At 70.8% G+C, this 19,135-nt stretch carries 14 protein-coding genes; 8 read left to right on the forward strand and 6 right to left on the reverse strand.

Annotated features, from left to right (window positions below; genetic code table 11):
* Positions 1-19 precede the first annotated feature (19 nt).
* Entirely contained in the window at positions 20-799 is a 780-nt protein-coding gene (locus tag ACO2RJ_RS01905; protein WP_423266322.1) for an SDR family oxidoreductase, read from the reverse strand.
* A gap of 149 nt (positions 800-948) precedes the next feature.
* A complete protein-coding gene (locus tag ACO2RJ_RS01910) occupies positions 949-1,434 on the reverse strand; it encodes a DUF2852 domain-containing protein (RefSeq protein ID WP_423266323.1) in 486 nt (161 codons plus the stop codon).
* Positions 1,435-1,654: 220 nt separating this feature from the next.
* On the opposite strand from ACO2RJ_RS01910, the gene ACO2RJ_RS01915 reads away from it, so the two are divergent.
* Together ACO2RJ_RS01915 and ACO2RJ_RS01920 are read left to right on the forward strand one after the other, a co-directional pair.
* Positions 1,655-2,482 carry a UDP-2,3-diacylglucosamine diphosphatase gene (locus ACO2RJ_RS01915; RefSeq protein WP_423266324.1) on the forward strand — a complete coding sequence of 276 codons (828 nt, stop codon included), beginning with the start codon at positions 1,655-1,657 and terminating at the stop codon, positions 2,480-2,482.
* A 33-nt stretch (positions 2,483-2,515) separates the two neighbouring features.
* On the forward strand, positions 2,516-3,544 hold the full coding sequence (locus tag ACO2RJ_RS01920; protein WP_423266325.1) for a glycosyltransferase family 4 protein: 1,029 nt from the start codon (positions 2,516-2,518) through the stop codon (positions 3,542-3,544).
* 9 nt (positions 3,545-3,553) lie between these two features.
* Here the strand turns inward: ACO2RJ_RS01920 and ACO2RJ_RS01925 are convergent, their stop codons facing one another.
* The 3 genes from ACO2RJ_RS01925 to dgcN all read right to left on the reverse strand — a co-directional run bounded on the left by ACO2RJ_RS01925 (position 3,554) and on the right by dgcN (position 6,529).
* Positions 3,554-4,378 carry a hypothetical protein gene (locus tag ACO2RJ_RS01925; RefSeq protein WP_423266326.1) on the reverse strand — a complete coding sequence of 275 codons (825 nt, stop codon included), beginning with the start codon at positions 4,376-4,378 and terminating at the stop codon, positions 3,554-3,556.
* A 106-nt stretch (positions 4,379-4,484) separates the two neighbouring features.
* Positions 4,485-5,474, reverse strand: a complete 990-nt coding sequence (dgcA, locus tag ACO2RJ_RS01930) for an N-acetyl-D-Glu racemase DgcA (RefSeq protein ID WP_423266327.1) — start codon at positions 5,472-5,474, stop codon at positions 4,485-4,487.
* 47 nt (positions 5,475-5,521) lie between these two features.
* Entirely contained in the window at positions 5,522-6,529 is a 1,008-nt protein-coding gene (gene dgcN, locus ACO2RJ_RS01935) for an N-acetyltransferase DgcN (RefSeq protein WP_423266328.1), read from the reverse strand.
* Between the two features lie 111 nt (positions 6,530-6,640).
* Between dgcN and ACO2RJ_RS01940 the strand changes: the two genes are divergently transcribed.
* From ACO2RJ_RS01940 to ACO2RJ_RS01965, 6 genes are all read left to right on the forward strand, one after another.
* The gene (locus ACO2RJ_RS01940) at positions 6,641-7,786 is read left to right on the forward strand and encodes an ABC transporter permease (protein WP_423266329.1); all 1,146 of its coding nucleotides are present in this window, start codon (positions 6,641-6,643) and stop codon (positions 7,784-7,786) included.
* A gap of 2 nt (positions 7,787-7,788) precedes the next feature.
* Entirely contained in the window at positions 7,789-8,610 is an 822-nt protein-coding gene (locus ACO2RJ_RS01945; RefSeq protein WP_423266330.1) for an ABC transporter ATP-binding protein, read from the forward strand.
* A 24-nt stretch (positions 8,611-8,634) separates the two neighbouring features.
* Positions 8,635-10,215, forward strand: a complete 1,581-nt coding sequence (locus ACO2RJ_RS01950) for an MlaD family protein (protein WP_423266331.1) — start codon at positions 8,635-8,637, stop codon at positions 10,213-10,215.
* Entirely contained in the window at positions 10,212-10,850 is a 639-nt protein-coding gene (locus ACO2RJ_RS01955) for an ABC-type transport auxiliary lipoprotein family protein (protein ID WP_423266332.1), read from the forward strand. Before ACO2RJ_RS01950 ends, ACO2RJ_RS01955 begins: the two co-directional genes overlap by 4 nt.
* Positions 10,851-10,963: 113 nt before the next feature.
* Positions 10,964-11,311, forward strand: coding sequence for a DUF6152 family protein (locus tag ACO2RJ_RS01960; protein WP_423266333.1), 348 nt, complete (start codon positions 10,964-10,966; stop codon positions 11,309-11,311).
* Between the two features lie 14 nt (positions 11,312-11,325).
* The gene (locus tag ACO2RJ_RS01965; RefSeq protein ID WP_423266334.1) at positions 11,326-11,820 is read left to right on the forward strand and encodes a DUF6644 family protein; all 495 of its coding nucleotides are present in this window, start codon (positions 11,326-11,328) and stop codon (positions 11,818-11,820) included.
* Positions 11,821-11,917: 97 nt separating this feature from the next.
* Here ACO2RJ_RS01965 and ACO2RJ_RS01970 read toward each other — a convergent pair whose 3' ends face one another.
* Positions 11,918-19,123, reverse strand: coding sequence for a hypothetical protein (locus ACO2RJ_RS01970; protein WP_423266335.1), 7,206 nt, complete (start codon positions 19,121-19,123; stop codon positions 11,918-11,920).
* Positions 19,124-19,135 lie beyond the last annotated feature (12 nt).

The following is a 19,135-nucleotide window of genomic DNA, read 5'->3' on the forward strand; positions in this document are numbered from 1 at the left end:
GCTTTGTCCGCTCGTCCGTTCAGAACGCCCCGGGGAAATTCCCGCCGTCGATCAGGATGTTCTGTCCGGTAACGTAGCCGGCCTGCGCCGAGCAGAGATAGGCGCAGAGCTTGCCGAACTCGTCCGGATCGCCGAAGCGCTTCGCGGGCACGCCGGCCTTTCGGCTCGCCGCGACCTCCTCCTCCGTCCGTCCGGACAGTTTGGCCTCGGCCGGGAACCCGCCGCGCAGGCGGTCGGTGTCGAACATTCCCGGCAGGATCGCGTTGATGGTGACGTTGCGGTGCGCGACGGTGCGGGCGACGCCCGCCATGAACGCGGTCAGCCCGGCCCGCGCCCCGCTGGACAGGTCGAGGCCGACGATCGGCGCCTTCACCGACGCCGAGGTGATGTTGACGATGCGGCCGAAGCCACGTTCCGCCATCCCGTCGATCACCTGCTGGATCAGCTCGATCGGCGTGACCATGTTGGCGATGACGCCCTTCAGCATCGCGTCGCGATCGAGCTCGCGGAAATCCTTGCGCGGCGGCCCGGCGTTGTTGTTGACGAGGATGTCCGGGTTCGGCGCAGCCTTGAGCAGGGCGGCCTGTCCCTCCGCGGTCGCCACGTCGCCGACCACGGCGGTGACGTCGGCGCCCGTCGCTTCGCGAATGGCCGCCGCGGTCGCCTCGAGCGTCTTGCCGTCCCGCCCGTTGATCACGACGGCGCAGCCCTCCGCCGCGAGGGCGGCGGCGCAGGCCCGGCCGAGCCCCTTGCTTGAGGCGCAGACGATCGCCGTGCGTCCCGCTATGCCGAGATCCATGGGGTGCTCCCGCTTCCTTGAGACGACGTTCACGCGCCGCCGATGGGAGCCAGCTAAGGCGCGCGGGGCGCGGGGTAAAGCCGAGCGGTCGGCAAAAAGCCGGCCCGAAGGCCGGCTTTCCGAAAGATCGTCTGGCGTGCGAGGCGCCGTCAGGCGTGGCCGCGACCGGACATGAAGCGCTCGAACTCCTCGCGCTGCCGGCTCTCGTCGAAGGCGCCGCGTTCTGCGCGCAGATGCGCCTCGAACGCCGCAGTCGTCTCGTCGAGCTTCTTCCGTTCGGCGTCGATCCGGGCGGCTTCCGCCTCACGCCACGCGTCGAAGGCGACGTTGCCGGTCTTCCGCGAGCCGGCGGATCCTGCGGTGCGGCACGCGCCGCCGAAGGGCGCGCCGCGGCGGAAGCTGGCGGCCACGTCTTCGGCCGCTTTGCGGAAGCCGTCGACGGCGCCGTTGGCCTGGCCGCCGCGACAATAGGCCATGATCCGCTCGCCCCACAGCACATAGGCGATGACGGCGAGGCCGAGCGGCCAGAAGACGATAAAGCCGATCACCATCAACGCGATGGTGAGCGCGGTCCAGCGATGAGGGACGCCGGGAATCGCGGACGTCGCGTCGTCCAGCGAAGGGTTCGAAGTCATTGCGGTCTCCAGAACACGCCGCCGGCGACGCCGGGCGGTGGGGGCTTACCGTAAATCTGGCGACGGGCGGGGGATCGTTCAAGGCTGCGCGTTCTCGCTCGTGGCCGCAGCCGTCGTTTGGCGACGACTGCATGGCCAAACTCGGATCTACGCCCCATTTTCGAGCGGACCGGCGCGTCACACGGTCGAGACGAATCGGCTTTAACTGCGGGGCGCACGGATGACGGGAGGCCCATCAGTGACGGACGAGCCTGACGCGCGTCGCTTCCGAGCTTTGTTCATCTCGGACATCCACCTGGGGACCAAGGGTTGCCAGGCCGAGTTGCTGCTCGACTTCCTCAGGGTCCACGAGGCCGACGTCATCTATCTCGTGGGAGACATCATCGACGGCTGGCGGCTGAAGCAGAGCTGGTACTGGCCGCAGACCCACAACGACGTCGTGCAGAAGATACTGCGCAAGGGCCGCAAGGGCTCGAGGATCGTCTACATCCCGGGCAATCACGACGAGTTCCTGCGCAGCTACTACGGCACGCATTTCGGCGGCATCGACGTCGTGGAGACCGCGATCCACGAAACCGCCGACGGCCGCCGCTACCTGCTGATCCATGGCGACGTGTTCGACATGGTGGTGCGGCACGCGAAATGGCTGGCGCTGCTCGGGGACTGGGCCTACGAGACCGCGCTCATCGTGAACACCTACCTCAATCTCGTGCGGCGGAAGCTCGGCTTCAGCTATTGGTCGCTGTCGGCCTGGGCAAAGCTCAAGGTCAAGAACGCGGTCAACTTCATCGGCCAGTTCGAGACGACCCTGTCGGCCGAGGCTCACAAGCACGGGGTCGACGGCGTGATCTGCGGCCACATCCATCACGCCGCGATGCACGACATGAACGGCGTCTCCTACGTCAACGTCGGAGACTGGGTTGAAAGCTGCACGGCGGTCGTCGAACATGACGACGGTCGGCTGGAGCTGATCCGCTGGACGCAGCAGAAGGCGGTGAAAACGCCGACTTTGCAGCCCGAGGCGACGGGGACGGCCGTCGCCGCCTGATCACGGCTGGCGGCCTGGAGGGGTGCTCGGGCGATGCGCGTTCTGGTGGTGACGGACGCCTGGCGGCCCCAGGTCAACGGCGTCGTGCGCACCATCGAACACCTGGCGGAGGAGGCGCCGGCCTTCGGCGCCGAGATCGTTCTCCTCACTCCGGATCGCTTCCGGACGCTGCCGATGCCGACCTATTCCGAGATCCGCTTGGCGCTCGCCCGCACCTCGGTGGTGGCCGGGATGATCGCGGCGGCGGAGGCCGACCACGTGCACGTCGCGACCGAAGGGCCGCTCGGCCTCGCCGCGCGGCGAGCCTGCCTGCGCGCGGGGCTCGGCTTCACGACGAGCTACCACACGCGCTTTCCCGAATATCTGCGGCGCCGCTTTCCCGTCCCGGAACGCTGGACCTACGCCTGGCTGCGCCGCTTTCACAATGCGGGCGCCGGAACCATGGTCGCGACCGAGAGCCTGAGGCGCGACCTCGAGGCGCGCGGCTTCCTGCGCCTGATGCCCTGGACCCGCGGCGTCGATTCCGAGCGTTTCCGCCCGATCGCCGGCGCCGACGAGTTCGGCCTCCCCCGGCCGATCTTCCTCTCGGTCGGCAGAATCGCGGCCGAGAAGAACCTCGAGGCCTTTCTCAAGCTCGATCTGCCGGGTTCAAAGGTGGTCGTCGGCGATGGGCCGGCGCGCGCGGAACTGGCGGCGGCCTTCCCGGACGCGCATTTCGCCGGCACGCTCGAAGGCGAGCGGCTCGCCCGCGCCTACGCGTCAGCCGACGTGTTCGTGTTTCCCAGCCTCACGGACACGTTCGGGATCGTCATCCTGGAGGCTCTGGCGAGCGGCCTGCCTGTGGCGGCGTTCCCCGTGACAGGGCCCCGCGACATCCTGGAGGGAACCGGAGCCGGCGCTCTCGATCAGGACCTGCGGGCGGCGTCGCTCGCCGCGCTCGCGATCCCGAAGGACCGCGCGCGCTCGGTGGCGCTGTCGCATGGTTGGGGAGAAGCGGCGCGGATGTTCGTCGAAAATGTCCGCTCGGTGCTGGCGCGGACGCCGCCGAAGCGGGCGACATAGAAGGCTGGATCAGGCCGGCTGAGGAGACCGGTCGTCGTCCGGCGGCCCCTCCAGGAAGGACGGCGTCCAGGCGAGGGGCAGCCTCCGACGCTCCGGAGAGCGCGACGGGGCGGGGTCGTCCGCGACGAGGAGGGCGGCCAGTCCTTCGGATGGTTCGGCAGGGAGCGACGGAGGCTCAGGCTCGCGCGGCGCCTCAGGGGCCGGCGCGTCCGCATGGCCGATCTCGGCGGCGTCGTCGAGGGGTTGTTCAGCGGCGTCCCCGGGGCTAGCGGCCCCGGTCGTCGCCAGTACGGCCGCCAGCGCCGCTTCCAGCTCGGGGTCCGCCGACACGGTCGCCATGGAGAGGTCGGGCAGGGGAAGCGCGCTTTCTGCGGCGTGCACGAAGCGCGGGATGTCCGGCGCCGGGGTCGATGCGACGCCCGGCGGGCCCGCCGCCAGCCGCGACTGGGTCTTCAGGGCGCCCGCGGCGGCGGACGCCGCGCCCGTGATGAGGCGATCAAGCAGCGCGAGGTGGCGAAGGGCTCGGGCGACGCGGCGCTCGCTCGGCGCCGGGCCTTCGAGGTCCGCCCTCAGAAACGCGGCTCGCACGGCGATCTTGCTGATCGCGACCGCCATGCGTCCGACGTCGTGAGACGGGAGAGCGGCGCGCTCGAGGCGCTCCGCCGCCAGCCGCATCTCAAGACCCGCCATCGCGTCGAGAACGGCGGCCGTGTCGGCCGCGCGGTTGCGGCGCGCGAACTCCGCCAGGAACCAGCGACCGCGCTCCGTCTCCATCACCGCCGCCGCCAGGGCGTCGTAATCGTCGTTGGTGCGAGGGCCGGACGCTGCTGCCATGCGACGCAAGCTCCGGGCGCGGGGCGCCGCCGCCGGCTCCCATCGCGCCCTTCGACTTAGTCTATGTCCATCTTCGCAGCTGCGAAAAGAGGAAAAATACGTAGGCTCAACCCCAGAGGGCGGGAGTCGGCGGATACATCCGGCTCCCGTCGTAGCGGAGCCCGTGCTCGCGGTCGCGCGCGAGCAGCAGCGGGCCGTCGAGATCGACCACAGCGGCGCCCTGGGCCAGCAGCACGGCCGGCGCCATCGCGAGCGACGAGGCCAGCATGCAGCCGACCATGACGGTGAGCCCGGCCGCGCGGGCCGCGTCGGCCAGCGCCAGCGCTTCGGTCAGGCCGCCGGTCTTGTCGAGCTTGATGTTGATCGCGTCGTAGCGGCCGATCAGGCCGGCGAGGCCCGCCCGGTCATGCGCGCTCTCGTCCGCGCAGACGGGGATCGGCCGCTCGGCATCGGCCAGCGCCGCGTCGTCGTCGGCCGGCAGCGGCTGCTCGACGAGCGTGACGCGCGCCGCGGCGCAGGCCCGGAGGTTGCGCGCGAGCGCCGCGCCGGTCCAGCCTTCGTTGGCGTCCACGATGAGTTCGGCGTCCGGCGCGCCCTCGCGGACGGCCGCCAGCCGCTCCGGATCAAGCCCCTCCGAGCCGCCGAGCTTGACCTTGAGCAGGGGGCGGGAAGCGGCGGATCGCGCGGCCTCGCGCATGTCGCCGGGCGAGCCCAGGCTCAGCGTGTAGGCCGTGATCAGCGGCTCCGGCTCGGGCAATCCGGCGAGCGTCGCCACGGAGACGCCGGCGCGCTTGGCCTCGAGGTCCCACAACGCGCAGTCGAGCGCGTTGCGAGCCGCGCCGGCGGGCAGACGCCGTTGAAGAGCGGCGCGATCGAGCCCGCCGCCGATCGCCTCGGCGAGCGCGTCGATCTCCGATTTCACGCCCTCGGGCGTTTCGCCGTAGCGGGGGTAGGGGCGGCATTCGCCCCGCCCGCGATGCGTCCCGTCGACGATCTCGGCGACGACGGTGACCACCTCGGTCACCGATCCGCGGGCGATCGTGAAGGCGCCGGCGATCGGCCAGCGCTCGATTCGCGACGTGAGGACGGGCGGCATCTATCCGCCCCCGCGCGCCGGGCAGGGCGACGCAGTGGGCGCCCGCATCACGGAACCTCTTCGAGCAGGCGGTCGACGATCGTGGCCATTCCGAACCGGATCGGATCGCTCGCCGGCACGCCGTGGGCCGTGGAGGCCGCGTCGAGGGCCGCCTGCGCCTCGCCTTCGCTCAAGGCCGCGGTGTTGATCGCGATCCCGACGCAGCGGATCTCCGGATTGGTCAGCCGGCCGGCCGCGACCGTCGCCTCGATCACCGCCCCGATGGGGGGGATCGGGTGTTTGACGTTGCGCATCGTCTTGCGCGTCGGCTCATGACAGACGACGAACGCGTCCGGCTGGGCTCCGTGCAAAAGCCCGAGCGTGACGCCGGCGAAGGACGGGTGGAACAGCGAGCCCTGACCCTCGACGACGTCCCAGTGGTCGGGATCGGCGGCCGGCGTGATCCATTCCGCGGCGCCCGAGATGAAGTCGGCGACGACGGCGTCGATCGCGACCCCGCGTCCCGCGATCAGCACGCCGGTCTGGCCGGTCGCCCGGAACTCCGCGTCGAGCCCGCGGGACCGCATCTCCGCCTCGAGCGCGAGCGCGGCGTATTTCTTGCCGACCGAACAATCCGTTCCGACGGTGAGCACCCGCTTGCCCGGACGCTTCTCGCCCGTGCCGGTCTTGAAGCGCTCCCGCGACAGGCGAACGTCGTGCAGCTGGCGTCCCGTGCGCCGGGCGGCCTCCGCGATGCGTGGAACGGCGGCGAGCGGCATGTGCAGGCCGCTCGCGACGTCCATGCCGGCGTCGATGGCCGCGACGATGGCGTCGATCCAGCGGTCGGGCAAAACGCCGCCCGCATTGACGACGCCGATCACCAACGTCTTGGCTCCGCGCGCCGCGGCGGCTGAAATATCGAGCTCGTCCAGCCCGACATCGGCCCCGCAGCCCGGCAGCCGCATCTGGCCGACGCACCAGTCGGGCCGCCAGTCCACCACGCCCGCCGCGGTCTTGGCGGCGAGCTGGTCAGGGGCGTCGCCCAGAAACAACAGGTAGGGCTTCGTGATCTCCAACGGCCTCTCCCGGGTCGCCCTCGGCTCGACAGGCCGCGACAGGGATGAATAGTAGCGTCGGACGGTCGGGAGCAAGGCGCTTGCCAGACCGGAGTCACGGGCGTTCAGCGGTTGCGGGTTGAAGACGACGTCGCCGACCTAAAGGTCGAGACCTTCGACGAGGGCCTCGTGCTGACCCCGCTCGGGCCCTGGACGGCCGACACCGGCGACACTCTGCAGCGCCGGATCGAATCGCTCGATTTCTCGCGGGCTTCGGGAAAGCGCGTGGTCGTCGACCTCTCCGAGATCGACCGGCTCGACACCGTCGGCGCGCTTCTCGTGGAGCGACTCTGCGCGGCCGCCGAATCCACAGGCGCCGCGGCGGAGCGTCACGGCATCAAGCCTCAGCACCAGCGGCTCATGGACGCCCTTCGCGGGCGCGGACGGGAGCCCCCGCCGCCGTCCAAGGCCGAATCCGGCCCGATCACGGCGCTCGCCGACCTCGGCGCCGGCGTCGTCGAGATGGGCGCCGACATCACGCGGGGCGCCGCATTCCTTGGCGCGGTCGTGGCCGCCTCGGGCCGCCTGATTCTGGCCCCCTGGAGATTTCGCTTCACCGCCACCGTCAGCCATCTCGATCGCGTCGGCCTGCGCGCGGTGCCGATCATCGCCCTGATCTCGTTCCTGGTCGGCGCGATCGTCGCCCAGCAGTCGATCTTCCAGCTCCGGAACTTCGGCGCGACGCTGTTCGTGGTCGACCTGCTCGGCATCCTCGTGCTCCGCGAACTTGGCGTGCTGCTGACCTCGATCATGATCGCCGGCCGGTCGGGCTCGGCCTTCACGGCCGAGATCGGCTCCATGAAGATGCGCGAGGAGATCGACGCCCTGAAGACCATGGGTCTCGATCCGATCGAGATCCTCGCGATGCCGCGCATCGTGGCGCTCGTGATCGCGCTGCCGATGCTGTCCTTCATCGCCTCCATGGCGGCGCTCACCGGCGGCGGCCTCGTCGCCTGGGTCTACGCCGACATCGCGCCGCAGACCTTTCTTCAGCGCCTCCGTGACGTGCTCTCGCTGCAGACGTTCTTCGTCGGCATCATCAAGGCGCCGTTCATGGCGATGGTGATCGGGCTGATCGCCTGCACCGAGGGCGCGAAGGTCCAAGGCTCCGCGGAATCGCTCGGATCGCGCACGACGGCGTCCGTCGTGAAGTCCATCTTCGTGGTGATCGTGCTCGACGGCGTCTTCGCGATGATGTTCGCGGCCATGGGGATCTGACGATGGGCCCGCCCGAAGACGGCGCGCCGGACGTCCCGCAGTACGGCGGCGCCGACGACCTCGTGATCCGGGTGCGCGGGCTCGTCGTAGGGTTCGGCGAACGCAACGTGATCGACGGCATGGACCTGGACGTCCGGCGGGGCGAGATTCTCGGCGTCGTGGGCCCCTCCGGCACGGGCAAGTCGGTGTCGCTGCGCGCGATCATCGGCCTCACGCCCAAACGCGCCGGCGTCGTCGAGGTCTTCGGGCGGAACATGGATCAGCTGGGCGACGCGGAACGGCTCGCCATCGAACGGCGCTGGGGCGTGCTGTTCCAGCAGGGCGCGCTGTTCTCCTCGCTGACCGTGAAGCAGAACATCGAGATGCCCCTGCGCGAACACACCAAGCTCGGACCGAAGCTGCGCGACGAGATCGCGCGCCTGAAGATCGATCTGGTCGGGCTAAAGCCCGAGTCGGCCGACCTGCTCCCCTCCGAGCTGTCCGGCGGCATGATCAAGCGCGCGGCGCTGGCGCGCGCGCTTGCGCTCGACCCGGACATCGTGTTCCTCGACGAGCCCACCGCCGGACTCGATCCGATCGGCGCGAACGCGTTCGACAGGCTGATCATGACTTTGAAGGATGCGCTCGGCCTGACCGTGTATATGGTGACGCACGATCTCGACAGCCTGACGACGGCCTGCGATCGAATCGCGGCGCTCAAAGGCGGCAAGGTGCTGGCGATCGGTCCGATGTCAGAGATGGTCAAGAACGACGACCCCTGGATGAAGGAGTACTTCCGCGGGGAGCGGGCGCGCGCGGCCGGCGCCGGAGCGGCTGCGGCATGATTTCTGGCGGGGACGAATAGGCTCATGGAGACCCGCGCCAATCACGCCCTGGTGGGCGCCTTCACGCTGCTCGTGCTCGCGGCGGCCTTCGCCTTCGTCTGGTGGTTCGCGGGCGAGGGGAAGAACCGCGAGCGCGCGATCTACCGGGTGCAGTTCCAGGGCGCGGTCTCCGGTCTCACGCCGGGCTCCGGGGTGCTGTTCAACGGCATCCGGGTCGGCGACGTCACCAATCTCAACTTCGACCCGCAGGATCCGGCCCGCGTCGTCGCCCGCATCGAGGTGTTCAAGAACACCCCGATCCGCACCGACACCCGCGCGCGGCTCGAGATGACCGGCCTCACGGGCGGGGCGGTCATCCAGCTTACCGGCGGCTCCCAGACCGCGCAGAGCTTTCCGCTGGTGACGACCGAGCAGGGCGACCCGAACAACGCCCCCGTGCTGGTCGCCGAATCCTCGGCTTTCCAGGACATCCTGGAGGGCGCGCGCACCGTGCTGCAGCAGGCGCAGACCACCTTCGGCGACATTCAGGGGCTTGTCGGCAATTCGCGCGGCTCGATCGAGCGATCCCTCCAGAATGTCGAGCAGTTCACCGCGGCGCTGTCGGCGAATTCCGACGACCTCAAGACCTTCCTGCAGAGCACCGGCGTCGCCGCGCGTCAGATCGGCGTGCTCGCCGACAATTTGGTGCCGCTTGTGACCGACGTGCAGAATCTCGTCCGCGCCGTCGACGTCAACAAGGTCGACAAGACCATGACGAACGCCGTCGCCTTCTCGGAATCGCTGAAGAACGCCGGCCCGCAGGTCGAAAAGGCGATCGAGCAGGTCGCGGGCCTCGCGGAGCAGTTGCGCGGCTCGGGCGTCCGGGTCGACGACCTGCTGCGCAACGTGCAGGAGGTCGTGGCCGCCGTCGATCCGGCGAAGGTCAACGCCTCGGTCCAGCGCTTCACCGAAGTCCTGCAGTCGATCGATCCGGCGAAGGTGTCGAGCACGCTCGACTCGATCGACAAGGCCACGCGCAACGCCGACCGCGTGATCGCCGCGGTCGATCCCGACAAGATCAACCGCGCCGTCGACGGCTTCAGCGGGCTGATGACCTCGATCGACGGGCCGACCATCAACCGCACGGTCGCGAGCCTTGATCGCGCGATCTCGGCGATCGACGGCGAGAAGGTGCGCGCGACCGTCGACAATGTGAGCCGCTTCGCCGAGGCGCTCGGCCGTAACGCGGCGAATGTCGACCAGATCGTCGCCGACGCGCGCGACGTCTCGGGTCGGCTGACCGGCACCGCCGACAAGCTCGACGGCCTGCTCGACGACGCGCGCAAGCTGGTCGGGAGCGGTGAGGCGCAAGGCGCGATCGCGGACTTCCAGAAGACGAGCCAGGCGATCCGGGAGCTTGCGATCAAGCTCGACGGCCGCACCGCCGAGATCGCGGCCGGGGTGAGCCGGCTGTCGAGCTCCGGCTCGCGCGACCTGCAGGGCTTCGTTTCCGACAGCCGGCGCACGCTGAACAATCTCGACGGCGTCATCAACGACCTCAAGCGCAATCCGCGCCAGTTCCTGTTCGGCGGGAACGGCGGCGTCCCGGAGTACCGAGGCCGATGATCGACACCGCCGCCGCGCTTCAGAATCGGCCCCGCATGCTCGCGCGCGGCTTCGCGTTCGCCGGTCTGGCCGCAGCGATCGTCGCGCTCGGAGGCTGCGCCAGCCTGCTCGGCGGCGGCAAGCCGCCCGCGACCTACGATCTGACGGCGCCGTCCAACCTGCCGAAATCCAGCGGCGGGCGCGGCAACCTCATCGTCGCCGAGCCGGTCGCGGTCGCCGTCATCGACGGCCAGCGCATCGTCGTGAAGCCGAGCGCAGGGGAGGTGACCTACCTGCCCGACGCGCAATGGTCGGACCGGCTGCCGAAGCTCGTGCAGGCCCGGATGATCGAGACCTTCGAGAACGCAAATCGCCTGCGCAGCGTCGGACGGCCCGGCGACCGCCTGAGCGTGGACTACCAGCTCATCAGCGAATTGCGCGCCTTCGAAATCGACGCTGCGACCGGTCAGGCGACCGTCGAGTTCACCGCCAAGATCGTCAACGACAAGACCGGCAAGATCGTCGCCGGCGAAGTCTTCACGGCTCGGCGCCCGGTCGGCGGCGCTCTCAACGGCTCCGCCGCAAGCCTCGCGCTGAACGGAGCGCTCGGCGAGACGCTCACCGCGCTCGCGGTGTGGGCCGGGAAGCGGTCGTAACGTCTCTCCTGCGGACGGCTTCGCCAAACGCTCACGGAGGCGTCATCCCGTCCGCCGTTGCCTCCGCGCTGCCGCACGCCACTCTCCGTGTCGACAACGGAGGCGCAAAGCCCATGACCCTCATCCTTCGCGCCGCCGCGGTCGGCGCTCTGATCGCGACGCCCGCGCTCGCCCATCACGGATGGTCGGGCTACGATTCCACCAGGACGCTGACGCTCAAGGGCGCCGTCCTCGAATCCTCCTACGGCAATCCGCACGGCGCGGTGTTCCTCGAGCATGACGGCAAGCGCTGGGAGGCGGTGCTCGCGCCGCCGTCGCGCATGAGCGCGCGGGGCCTCAAGGAGGAGGACATCGCCGTCGGCCAGACCGTGACCGTCATCGGCTATCCCAGCACCCGCGTCGCGACCGAGATGCGCGCCGAACGCGTCATCGCCGGCGGCAAGACCGTCGAGCTCCGCTGACGTTTCACGCCGTCATGGAGCATGCCGCAGCAGCCCCCGCCTGGGCCGAGGCGCTCGAAGCCTCGGGCTTCGGTCTGTTCATGCGACAGTCCATGTTCGCCTATCCCGTCGCGAACCTTGGACATTTGCTCGGGCTCGTCCTGCTCGTCGGATCTATCGCCCTGCTCGACCTCAGGCTGATCGGTCTCGGGCGAGGGCAGGTGACCGTCGAAGCCGCGGCCCGCCTGCTGACGCCGCCGGCTCTGATCGGCTTTGCGCTGATGGCGGTGAGCGGCCCGCTGATGTTCGCCGCCGACGCCCGCTCGCTCGCCGTCAGCACGGTTGTCATCGCAAAGCTCGCGCTGGTCGCGGTCGGCGTCGCAAACGCCCTGCTGTTCCGCGTGCTCTGGCGGAGTCGCTACGCGACCTGGGACGTTGACGGTCCGGCGGTCGCCAAAGCGCAGGCCGCAGCCTCGATCGCGCTCTGGATGACAGTCGCGGCGCTCGGGCGTCTCATCGCCTATTTCTGACGGCCGGCGCCGGCCCCGCTCGGCCGGCCGCCTCAGCCTAGCTTGGACTGTCCCGCGCGGAAGAGCCCGCGCGGGCCGTGCGGCGGCGTCTGCAGCCTTACCGCGCCTCGAACTTGCCGGCGGCGTGGGCGAGCATCGTGTAGACCTTGCCGGTCTCCGAGGTCAGGTAGCTTTCCGCCAGCGCGTCCTGCCGGCCGCCTGGCGCGACCTCGTCGAGAAGCCGCTCGAACTCCGCGACATAGCGGTCCACGGTCGCGCGGAACTCCGGCTCGGCCGCGTATTTCCGCTTGATCTCCTCGAAGGTCTGCTGGCCCGGCATGGTGTAGAGCCGGCGGGTGAAGACGTTGCGCTCCCCGCGGCGATAGCGGTCCCAGAGCTCGGTGACGGCCTGATGGTCGATCATCCGGGCGATGTCGATCGAGAGACTGTCGAGCGATTCGATCGCCTGGGCCGGCGGCCGGGGCGCTGCAGGAACGGCGGCGGGCTTCGCCGGAGACGGGATCGGCCCGTCGTCCTGCGACGCGCGAGCGAGCACGCCGGAGATCCAGCTCGCGGTGTCGTCCGCCTTCGGCATTACGGCGCGCGGGCCCTGCGCGGCCCGGACCGGGGGCTGGGCCTTGGCCGCCGGAGCCTTCGCGGCTGGGGGCGGAGGCGTCTGAGCAGGAGCAGGAGCGGCGGCCGCCGGAGCCGCCGGGGCGGGCGGCGCCGCCTTCGCGACCGGCGCAGGCGCCGCTTGCGGGGTCGAACCTCCCGCCGCGGCGCGGACCGGCCGCGCTTCCGCGACGTCGTAGGCCGCGCCGTGGCGGGCGGCGATCTCGCCGAGCGCGTTCAGCGCCTTGATCTGATCGGCGACGACCCGGCGCAGCTCGGCGGCGTTCTCCTCCGCCTCCTTCGGCATCTCGAGCACGCCGCGGCGCAGCTGTTCGCGGGTTTCGTCGAGCTCGGACTGGATGGCGGCCGTCATGCCGCGCATGTCGCGGGCCACCTCGCCGAACTTGCCGCTGGCCTCGCTGAGCATGCGGCCGATCTCGCGCGCGGCCTCGTCATTCGCGGCCTTGAGCGCCGAAGTCGTCTTCTTGCGCTCGGACTCTCCGGATTCGCGCACCTTTTCGAACTCGCTCGCGATCGACTGGGTGGTGGCGCCGACCTGGGCCGCGAGGCCCTCGGCGACCGCCTTGGCGCGCTGTTCGGATCGGGTGAGCGCGCCGTCGATCGAGGTCGAGAACGCCTCGAGCACGCCGCCGAGCTCCTGGGCCTTCGCGGTCAGCCCGGTCGCGAGGGTGTCGAGCGCGTTGCGGCGCTCCTCAAGCTCGCCGGCGAGGCGGCCTTGCGCGCCGTCCAGCGTGTCGGTCACCTGGGCGATGGCCTGGGTCTGCTGCTCGAGCTGACGCGCGAGATCGCTGACCCGTTCCAGCACGGAGGTCGAGACGTCGCGCAGCGAGGCGACCTGGCCGCCGACGCGCTCGCCGGTCCGTGTCGTCGTCTCCGCGATGTCGGCCATGATCTCTTCGAAGGCCGTGACGCGGCTCGACAGATCGCTTTCGACCGCGCCGAGCTTCCGGCTCGCGCCGTCGATCAGCGTCTGCAGCGCCGAGTTGGCGTCGCCGAGTTTGGTCAGCGTGTCGGCGAGTTCGGCCGTCAGCGCCGTCTGCGTCTCGGTGAGTTCGCCGACCGCGCGCTTGCTCTCGCGCGAGATGGTGCGGGCGAGGGTGGAGGTCGCCTCGGTGACCGCCTCCTGCAGCTTGGCGCTCGATCCGTCGAGCTGTTCGACGGCCTTCGCCGTCTCCGAGCCCATGGTCTCGCCAAGCCGCTGGGAGGTCAGGCGGAGGCGGTCGGCGACCTGGTTGAGGCTCGCGATCGCCGTCGCGCCGCGGGTCTCGAAGGTCGAGACGAGCTCGCCGTTCAGCGAGTCGAGGGTCTGGCGCAGAGACTCTCCGCGGGCGCCGAGGCTTTCGGCCAACGCCGCGGCGCGGGCGTCGAACTGCCCGACCACGGTCTCCCCGACCGAGGACAGCTCGCGCGAAACGGCGCCGCCCTGACTGGCGAGCCGCTCGATCAGGCCCGATCCGTCGCGCTCGATCGCGCCCGACAGCTCTGAGATGCGGGAGGTCAGCTGATCCGCGATTTCGGTCGCGAAACGGGCGAGCTCGGTTTCGACCTTGGCGGACACCTGGGTCAGCGCCTGAGCGACGGTCTCGACCCGGCCGCTCAGGCGGTCGGCGATGCCGTCGCCCTGCTGGTCGAGGGAGGTCGCGACCGAATCCAGTCGGCCGAGGATGGTCATCTCGAAGCGCGCGATGCGGGTGTCGAGCGTGTCGCCCACCTCGATCGCCCGGGCGCCGAGCGCGCGGTTCACCGCTTCCGCCTTGCCGTCGAAGGAGGCCACGAGATCGTCGGTCCTGGCGGCGAGGGTCGCCGCGAACTCCGCCGCGCGCTGGGCAAGCGCCGCGGTGACGGCGGTGGAGCCTTCGCCCAGCGTCCGGGCGAGCTCCAGCGTGCGCTGGGCCAGCGTGTCGTTGAGAGCGCGGGTGCGCGAGCTCAGGCCGTCGTCGATCCGGGTGATGCGGCTCTCGAGCGACAGCGCGAGATCGCCCATGCGCGAAGAAACCTGGTCGTCGAAGGCGCCGAAGCGGCTCGCGAGCAACGCGTCGAGATCGGCGGCGCGCGCCGCGAAGGCGTCGGCGCGCTCCGACAGCGAGCGCTCCAGCGCGCCGGCCTTGGAGTCGAAGCCGTCGACATGGCGCGACAGCGATCCGGTCAGGCCCTGTGCGCGCTCTTCGAAGCCGTCGAGGCTCGCCGCCACGGCGGCGCTGAGCGCGCCGGCCCGATCGCCGATCGCCGAAAGGCGTTCGTCGAGCGAGCCGTCGAGAGCGCCGACACGTTCGGAGAACGCCTCGATCCGGCTGCCGAGCGTCTCGTCGAAGGCCGACACACGGCCGTCAAAGGCCCCGAGCCGCTCGCCGATGATCCGGTCGAGGGTCGCGATCTTGACGTCGATGCGGCCGAGCTGGGAGCCGACCGTGGCGTCGATCGCCGCGACCTTCTCGTCGATCGCGGCGACCCGGCCGGCGAGGGCGTCGTCGAGCCGGACGATCTGGCCGTCGAGCGAGGCGACCTTCTCGCCGAACTGACCGAGGCGCGAGCCGAGCTCCTCGCCGACGGTCGCGACGCGCTGGTCCAGTCCTTCGATATGGGTCCGCGAGGCGGCGTCGAAGGCGGCGATCCGGCGATCGAAATTGTCGAGGCGATCGACGAACGCGCCGTCAAGCTCGGCGATCCGGCCGTCGAAGGCGCCCAGGCGATCCGCGATCGCCGCGGACAGCCGGCCGCCTTCGCCTCTGAGCCGGTTCTCGGCGGCGGCGACGCTGTCGGTGAGAATCTCCGCGAACCGTCCGCTTTCCCCCGCGAGACGGTCGACGAGCGCCGGCCCGTGCGAGCCGAAGGTCTGATCGAGACGCGCGAGGTGGCTGGCGAGCTCCTCGGTCACGGCGCCGCCGCGCGCGGAGATCGCGTCTCCGAGCTGCTGGGCGGCGACCGCGAAAGCTTCGCCAACCTTTTCGCCGCGCTGGGCCACCATGGCCCCGATCTCGACGACGATGCGGTCGAGCTGGTCGCGCAGCGTCGCCACGCGCGTATCCATCAGGCCGCTGACGCCGACGACCGAGCCTTCCAAGGTGGTGCGGGCGTTCGCCGCGCCGTCCTCAATGCGCGTCGAGACATGGCTCGCCGCTTCCTGGAGCATGCGCTCCGCATTCGCGATCTCGCCCGCGAGGCGATCGCCGAGGCTCTGGCCCGCGCTGTCGAAGCGGCTTTCGAACATCCTGATCCGGTCGTCGAAGCCTTCGCCCGCCCGCGCGTTCGCCTGCTCGAAGGCGGATTCGGCGGCGACGACCCGCTCGCCGAGCGCCTCGATCAGCCGTCCTTCGGCGGCGGCGATCCGCTGCTGGAGCTCGCCGCCGCGCACGACGATCGCGCCATGGATGCGTTCGGCGGTGTCGCCGATGTGGCGGGTGAGCTCGCCGCCGCGGGCGGAGATGATGTCGGCGACGGAGGCGCCGGTCGACGACAGCCGCTCCTCGAACGCCTTGAGGCGCTCCTCGACGCCGGTGCTGATGCGGCCGGTCGCGGCGTCGAAGGCCGCCTCCGCCGCCACGGCGCGCGCGTCGATCTTGGCGCTCAGCTGGTCGCCCGAGGCTGTCAGGCGCTGCTCGAGGTCGCCGCCGCGGACGACGACGATCTCGTGGATGCGCTCGGCGGTTTCGCCGAGCGTCTCCGCCAGCGCTCCGCCGCGGTCGGCGATGATGTCGGCGACCGATGCGCCGGTGGTCGCAAGACGCTCCTCGAAGGCCTTGAGACGCTCCTCCACGCCGGTTCCGATCCGGCCGGTCGCGGCGTCGAAGGCCGCTTCCGCCGCGAGCGCGCGGGCGTCGATCTTGGCGCTGAGCTGGTCGCCGGAGGCGGCGAGCCGCTGCTCGAGGTCGCCGCCGCGAACGACGACGGTTTCGTGGATGCGCTCGGCGGTTTCGCTCAGCGTCTCGGAGAGCGCTCCGCCACGGTCGGCGATGACCTCGCCGATCGCCTCGCCGGTCGCGGTCAGACGCTCCTCGAAGGCCTTGAAGCGATGATCGACGCCCGAGACCACCTTGTCGGCGACGTTGTCGAGGGCCGACTCGGCCGCCTTCGCGCGGACGTCGATCGTCTCTGCGAGCCGCTCGCTGCTCGCCTTCAGTCGACGGTCGAGATCGTCCCCGCGGTTGACGACGACGTCGTGCATCCGCTCGGCGGTGTCGCCGAGGTTGGTGAGGAGAATTGCGCTGCGCTCTGAAAGCACGTCGGCGATGGTCACGCCGGCGTTCTCGATGGTGTCGCGGACCTCCTGGGCCCGTCCGTCGATCGCGGCGACGATGCGTGCGCCGACCTCGTCGAAGTCGCTTTCGATCTGCGAGCCGCGGCCGACGATCGCGTCATGCACCCGGTCGCTCGCGAACATGATGCGGCTCGCGACGTCCTCGCCCTGGGCCTCCAGCAGGCCGGCGATGCGTTCGCCGTTCTCGCCGAAGCGCCGCTCGAGATCGCCGCCATGGACGACGATGGCGTCGTGCATCCGCGCGCTCGCCTCCGCGAGGCGATCGGCGAGATCGCCGCCGCGCGAGCCGATCTCCTCGGCGAGCTTGCCGCCGGTCTCGTCGAGCCGGGTCGTGATGTCCGATCCGCGCGACTCCAGCGCCTCGACCATGCGCTCGCTTGCGACGCGCAGGGCTTCGGCTGCGTCGGCGGTGCGCACGGCGAGCGAGCTTTCGACGTCCGAGCCGACGTCCCGGAGCGCCGACATCGCCTCTTCGGCGCGTTCGGACAGGGCCCGAACGACGAGCTCCGCGCGTTCGGCGAAGGCGTCCGAGACCTCGGCGCCGGTGCGGTCGAGGCCTTCGGCGAACAAGGCGCCGCGGGCGGCGAAGTCGTCGCTCAGCCGGGTCGCGGTGGTCGCAAAGCGCTCCATGGCGTCGTCGCCGCGCGATCCGAAGTCGTCGGTGATGGCGGCGGCCGTGGCCGAGAGCGTGTCCGACAGCTCGCGCGAACGGTCGTCCAGCGCCGCGACGAGGGCCTGCGCGCGTTCGCCGATGGTTTCGATCAGCGCCTGGGCGCGCGAATCCATGGCGTCGTGGAACGCGGTTCCGGCGTCGCTCAACGAGCCCTGGAGTTCGACCGAGCGGGACGCAAGCGCGTCGAGCATGTCGCGCGAACGGTCGTCGAGCCCCTCGTGGAACGAGGCGCCGGCGGCGCCGATGGCGGTCGTGATCTCCTCCGCGCGCGTCGCGAAGCTCTCGGTCACGGAGGAGCCGGTGAGGTCGAGCTGCTCGGCGAGCGCCGCGGCGCGCTCGGACAGCTCCTCGACGACGCCGGCGCCCGTGCGGTCGAGGCGCTCGATCAGGCTTGCGGCCCGGCTGGAGAAGTCCTCCGTCACGCCGGTCCCGGTGCGATCGAGCTGCTCGATCAACGCCTCCGAGCGCTCCGCAAGGTGGTTGGCGAGCGCCTCGCCGGTGCGCTCCAGGCTCGACACCACGGCGTCGCCGCGGGTCCCGAGCGCGCTCGTCGTCTCGTCGGCGGTGCGCGTGATGCGGTCGTCGAAATCCGCGCCGGTGGCGGCGAGACGGTCGGCGAGCAGCGTGGTGCGGTCCTCGAGCGAGCGGATGAGCGCCTCGCTCGATTCGATCATCGCGACGCGCGAGGCGTCGGAGCGTTCGGCGATGGCGTCTACGAGGCGCTGGCCGGTCTCGTCGATGTCGCGCGACACCTCGGAGCCGCTCGACGCCAGGCGCTCGATCACCTCTGCGCCGCGGCCGCCGATCGCGGCGAGCATGTCTTCCCCGGCCCTGGCGATCGCGGCGGCGAGCTCTTCGCTCTTGGCGCTGAGCAGTTCGGTCTGACGAGACCCGGTCTCCGTCACATTGGCGGTGAGGGCGTCCGCGGCGGCGTTCAGGTCGCGGGCCAGCAGATCGTGGGCGCCGGCGATGGTCTCGCGCAGCCGTTCGGCGTTGCCGTCGATGGCGTCGCGCTGCGCCTGGATCTCGGAGATCAGCGTGCGGACGCGGATTTCGTTGTCATGGAACGAGCGCTCGAGCGAGGACACCTCGCCGCGCACGAGAGATTCGAGATCTCCGGCGCGGCTGACCGCGCGCTCGATGCCGTCGCCCATCGCCGCGACCTCGCGGCGCACCGCCTGACCGAGCGAGGTGACGGCCTCGGTCGAACCCGTCTCCGGCTCCGCGAGACGCAGCGCGACCTCCGTCATCGAGCGGGCGACGAGGCGCATCTCCTGGCTGCGCCACGACATCGTCGCGAGCATGAAGAAGAACACGATGGGCGCGAGCGTTCCGAGCAGGGCCATCGCGAGCTGCGCCTGCACGCCCGGGTCGTTCAGGGCGAGCTCCGTGCGGCCAAGGCCGATCACCGCATAAGCGTAGAGCGCGCCGAGAGCGGCCCAGACGAGCGACGCCACAGCCGCGAGAACGAACGGCGCGCGCGAGGGCTTGCGCTGCAGGGCGTAGACGATGTGAGCGAAGGAGCGGGCGTCGTCGTTGGCGGGAGCCCTGCGGCCCGAACGGTCGGGCGCCGGACGTCGCTCGGGCGCCGCAGGCGCTGCGACCGGACCGGCTTCCGCGGGCTTGGTCGCCGTCAGATCGGGCTCGGTCCTCGCCGGCGACTCGACTTTCGCCTGCGCGTCGGGAGCGACGAGATTCAGCGCCTCCTCGATCGCGGACAGGGCCGCCTCAGCCGGGTCCTTCGACGGGTTCGCATTCGCCATTGTCGTCGCCTC

It is taken from the genome of Hansschlegelia sp. KR7-227, assembly GCF_049446035.1.
In the GTDB taxonomy this organism is placed as follows: Bacteria; Pseudomonadota; Alphaproteobacteria; order Rhizobiales; family Methylopilaceae; genus Methylopila.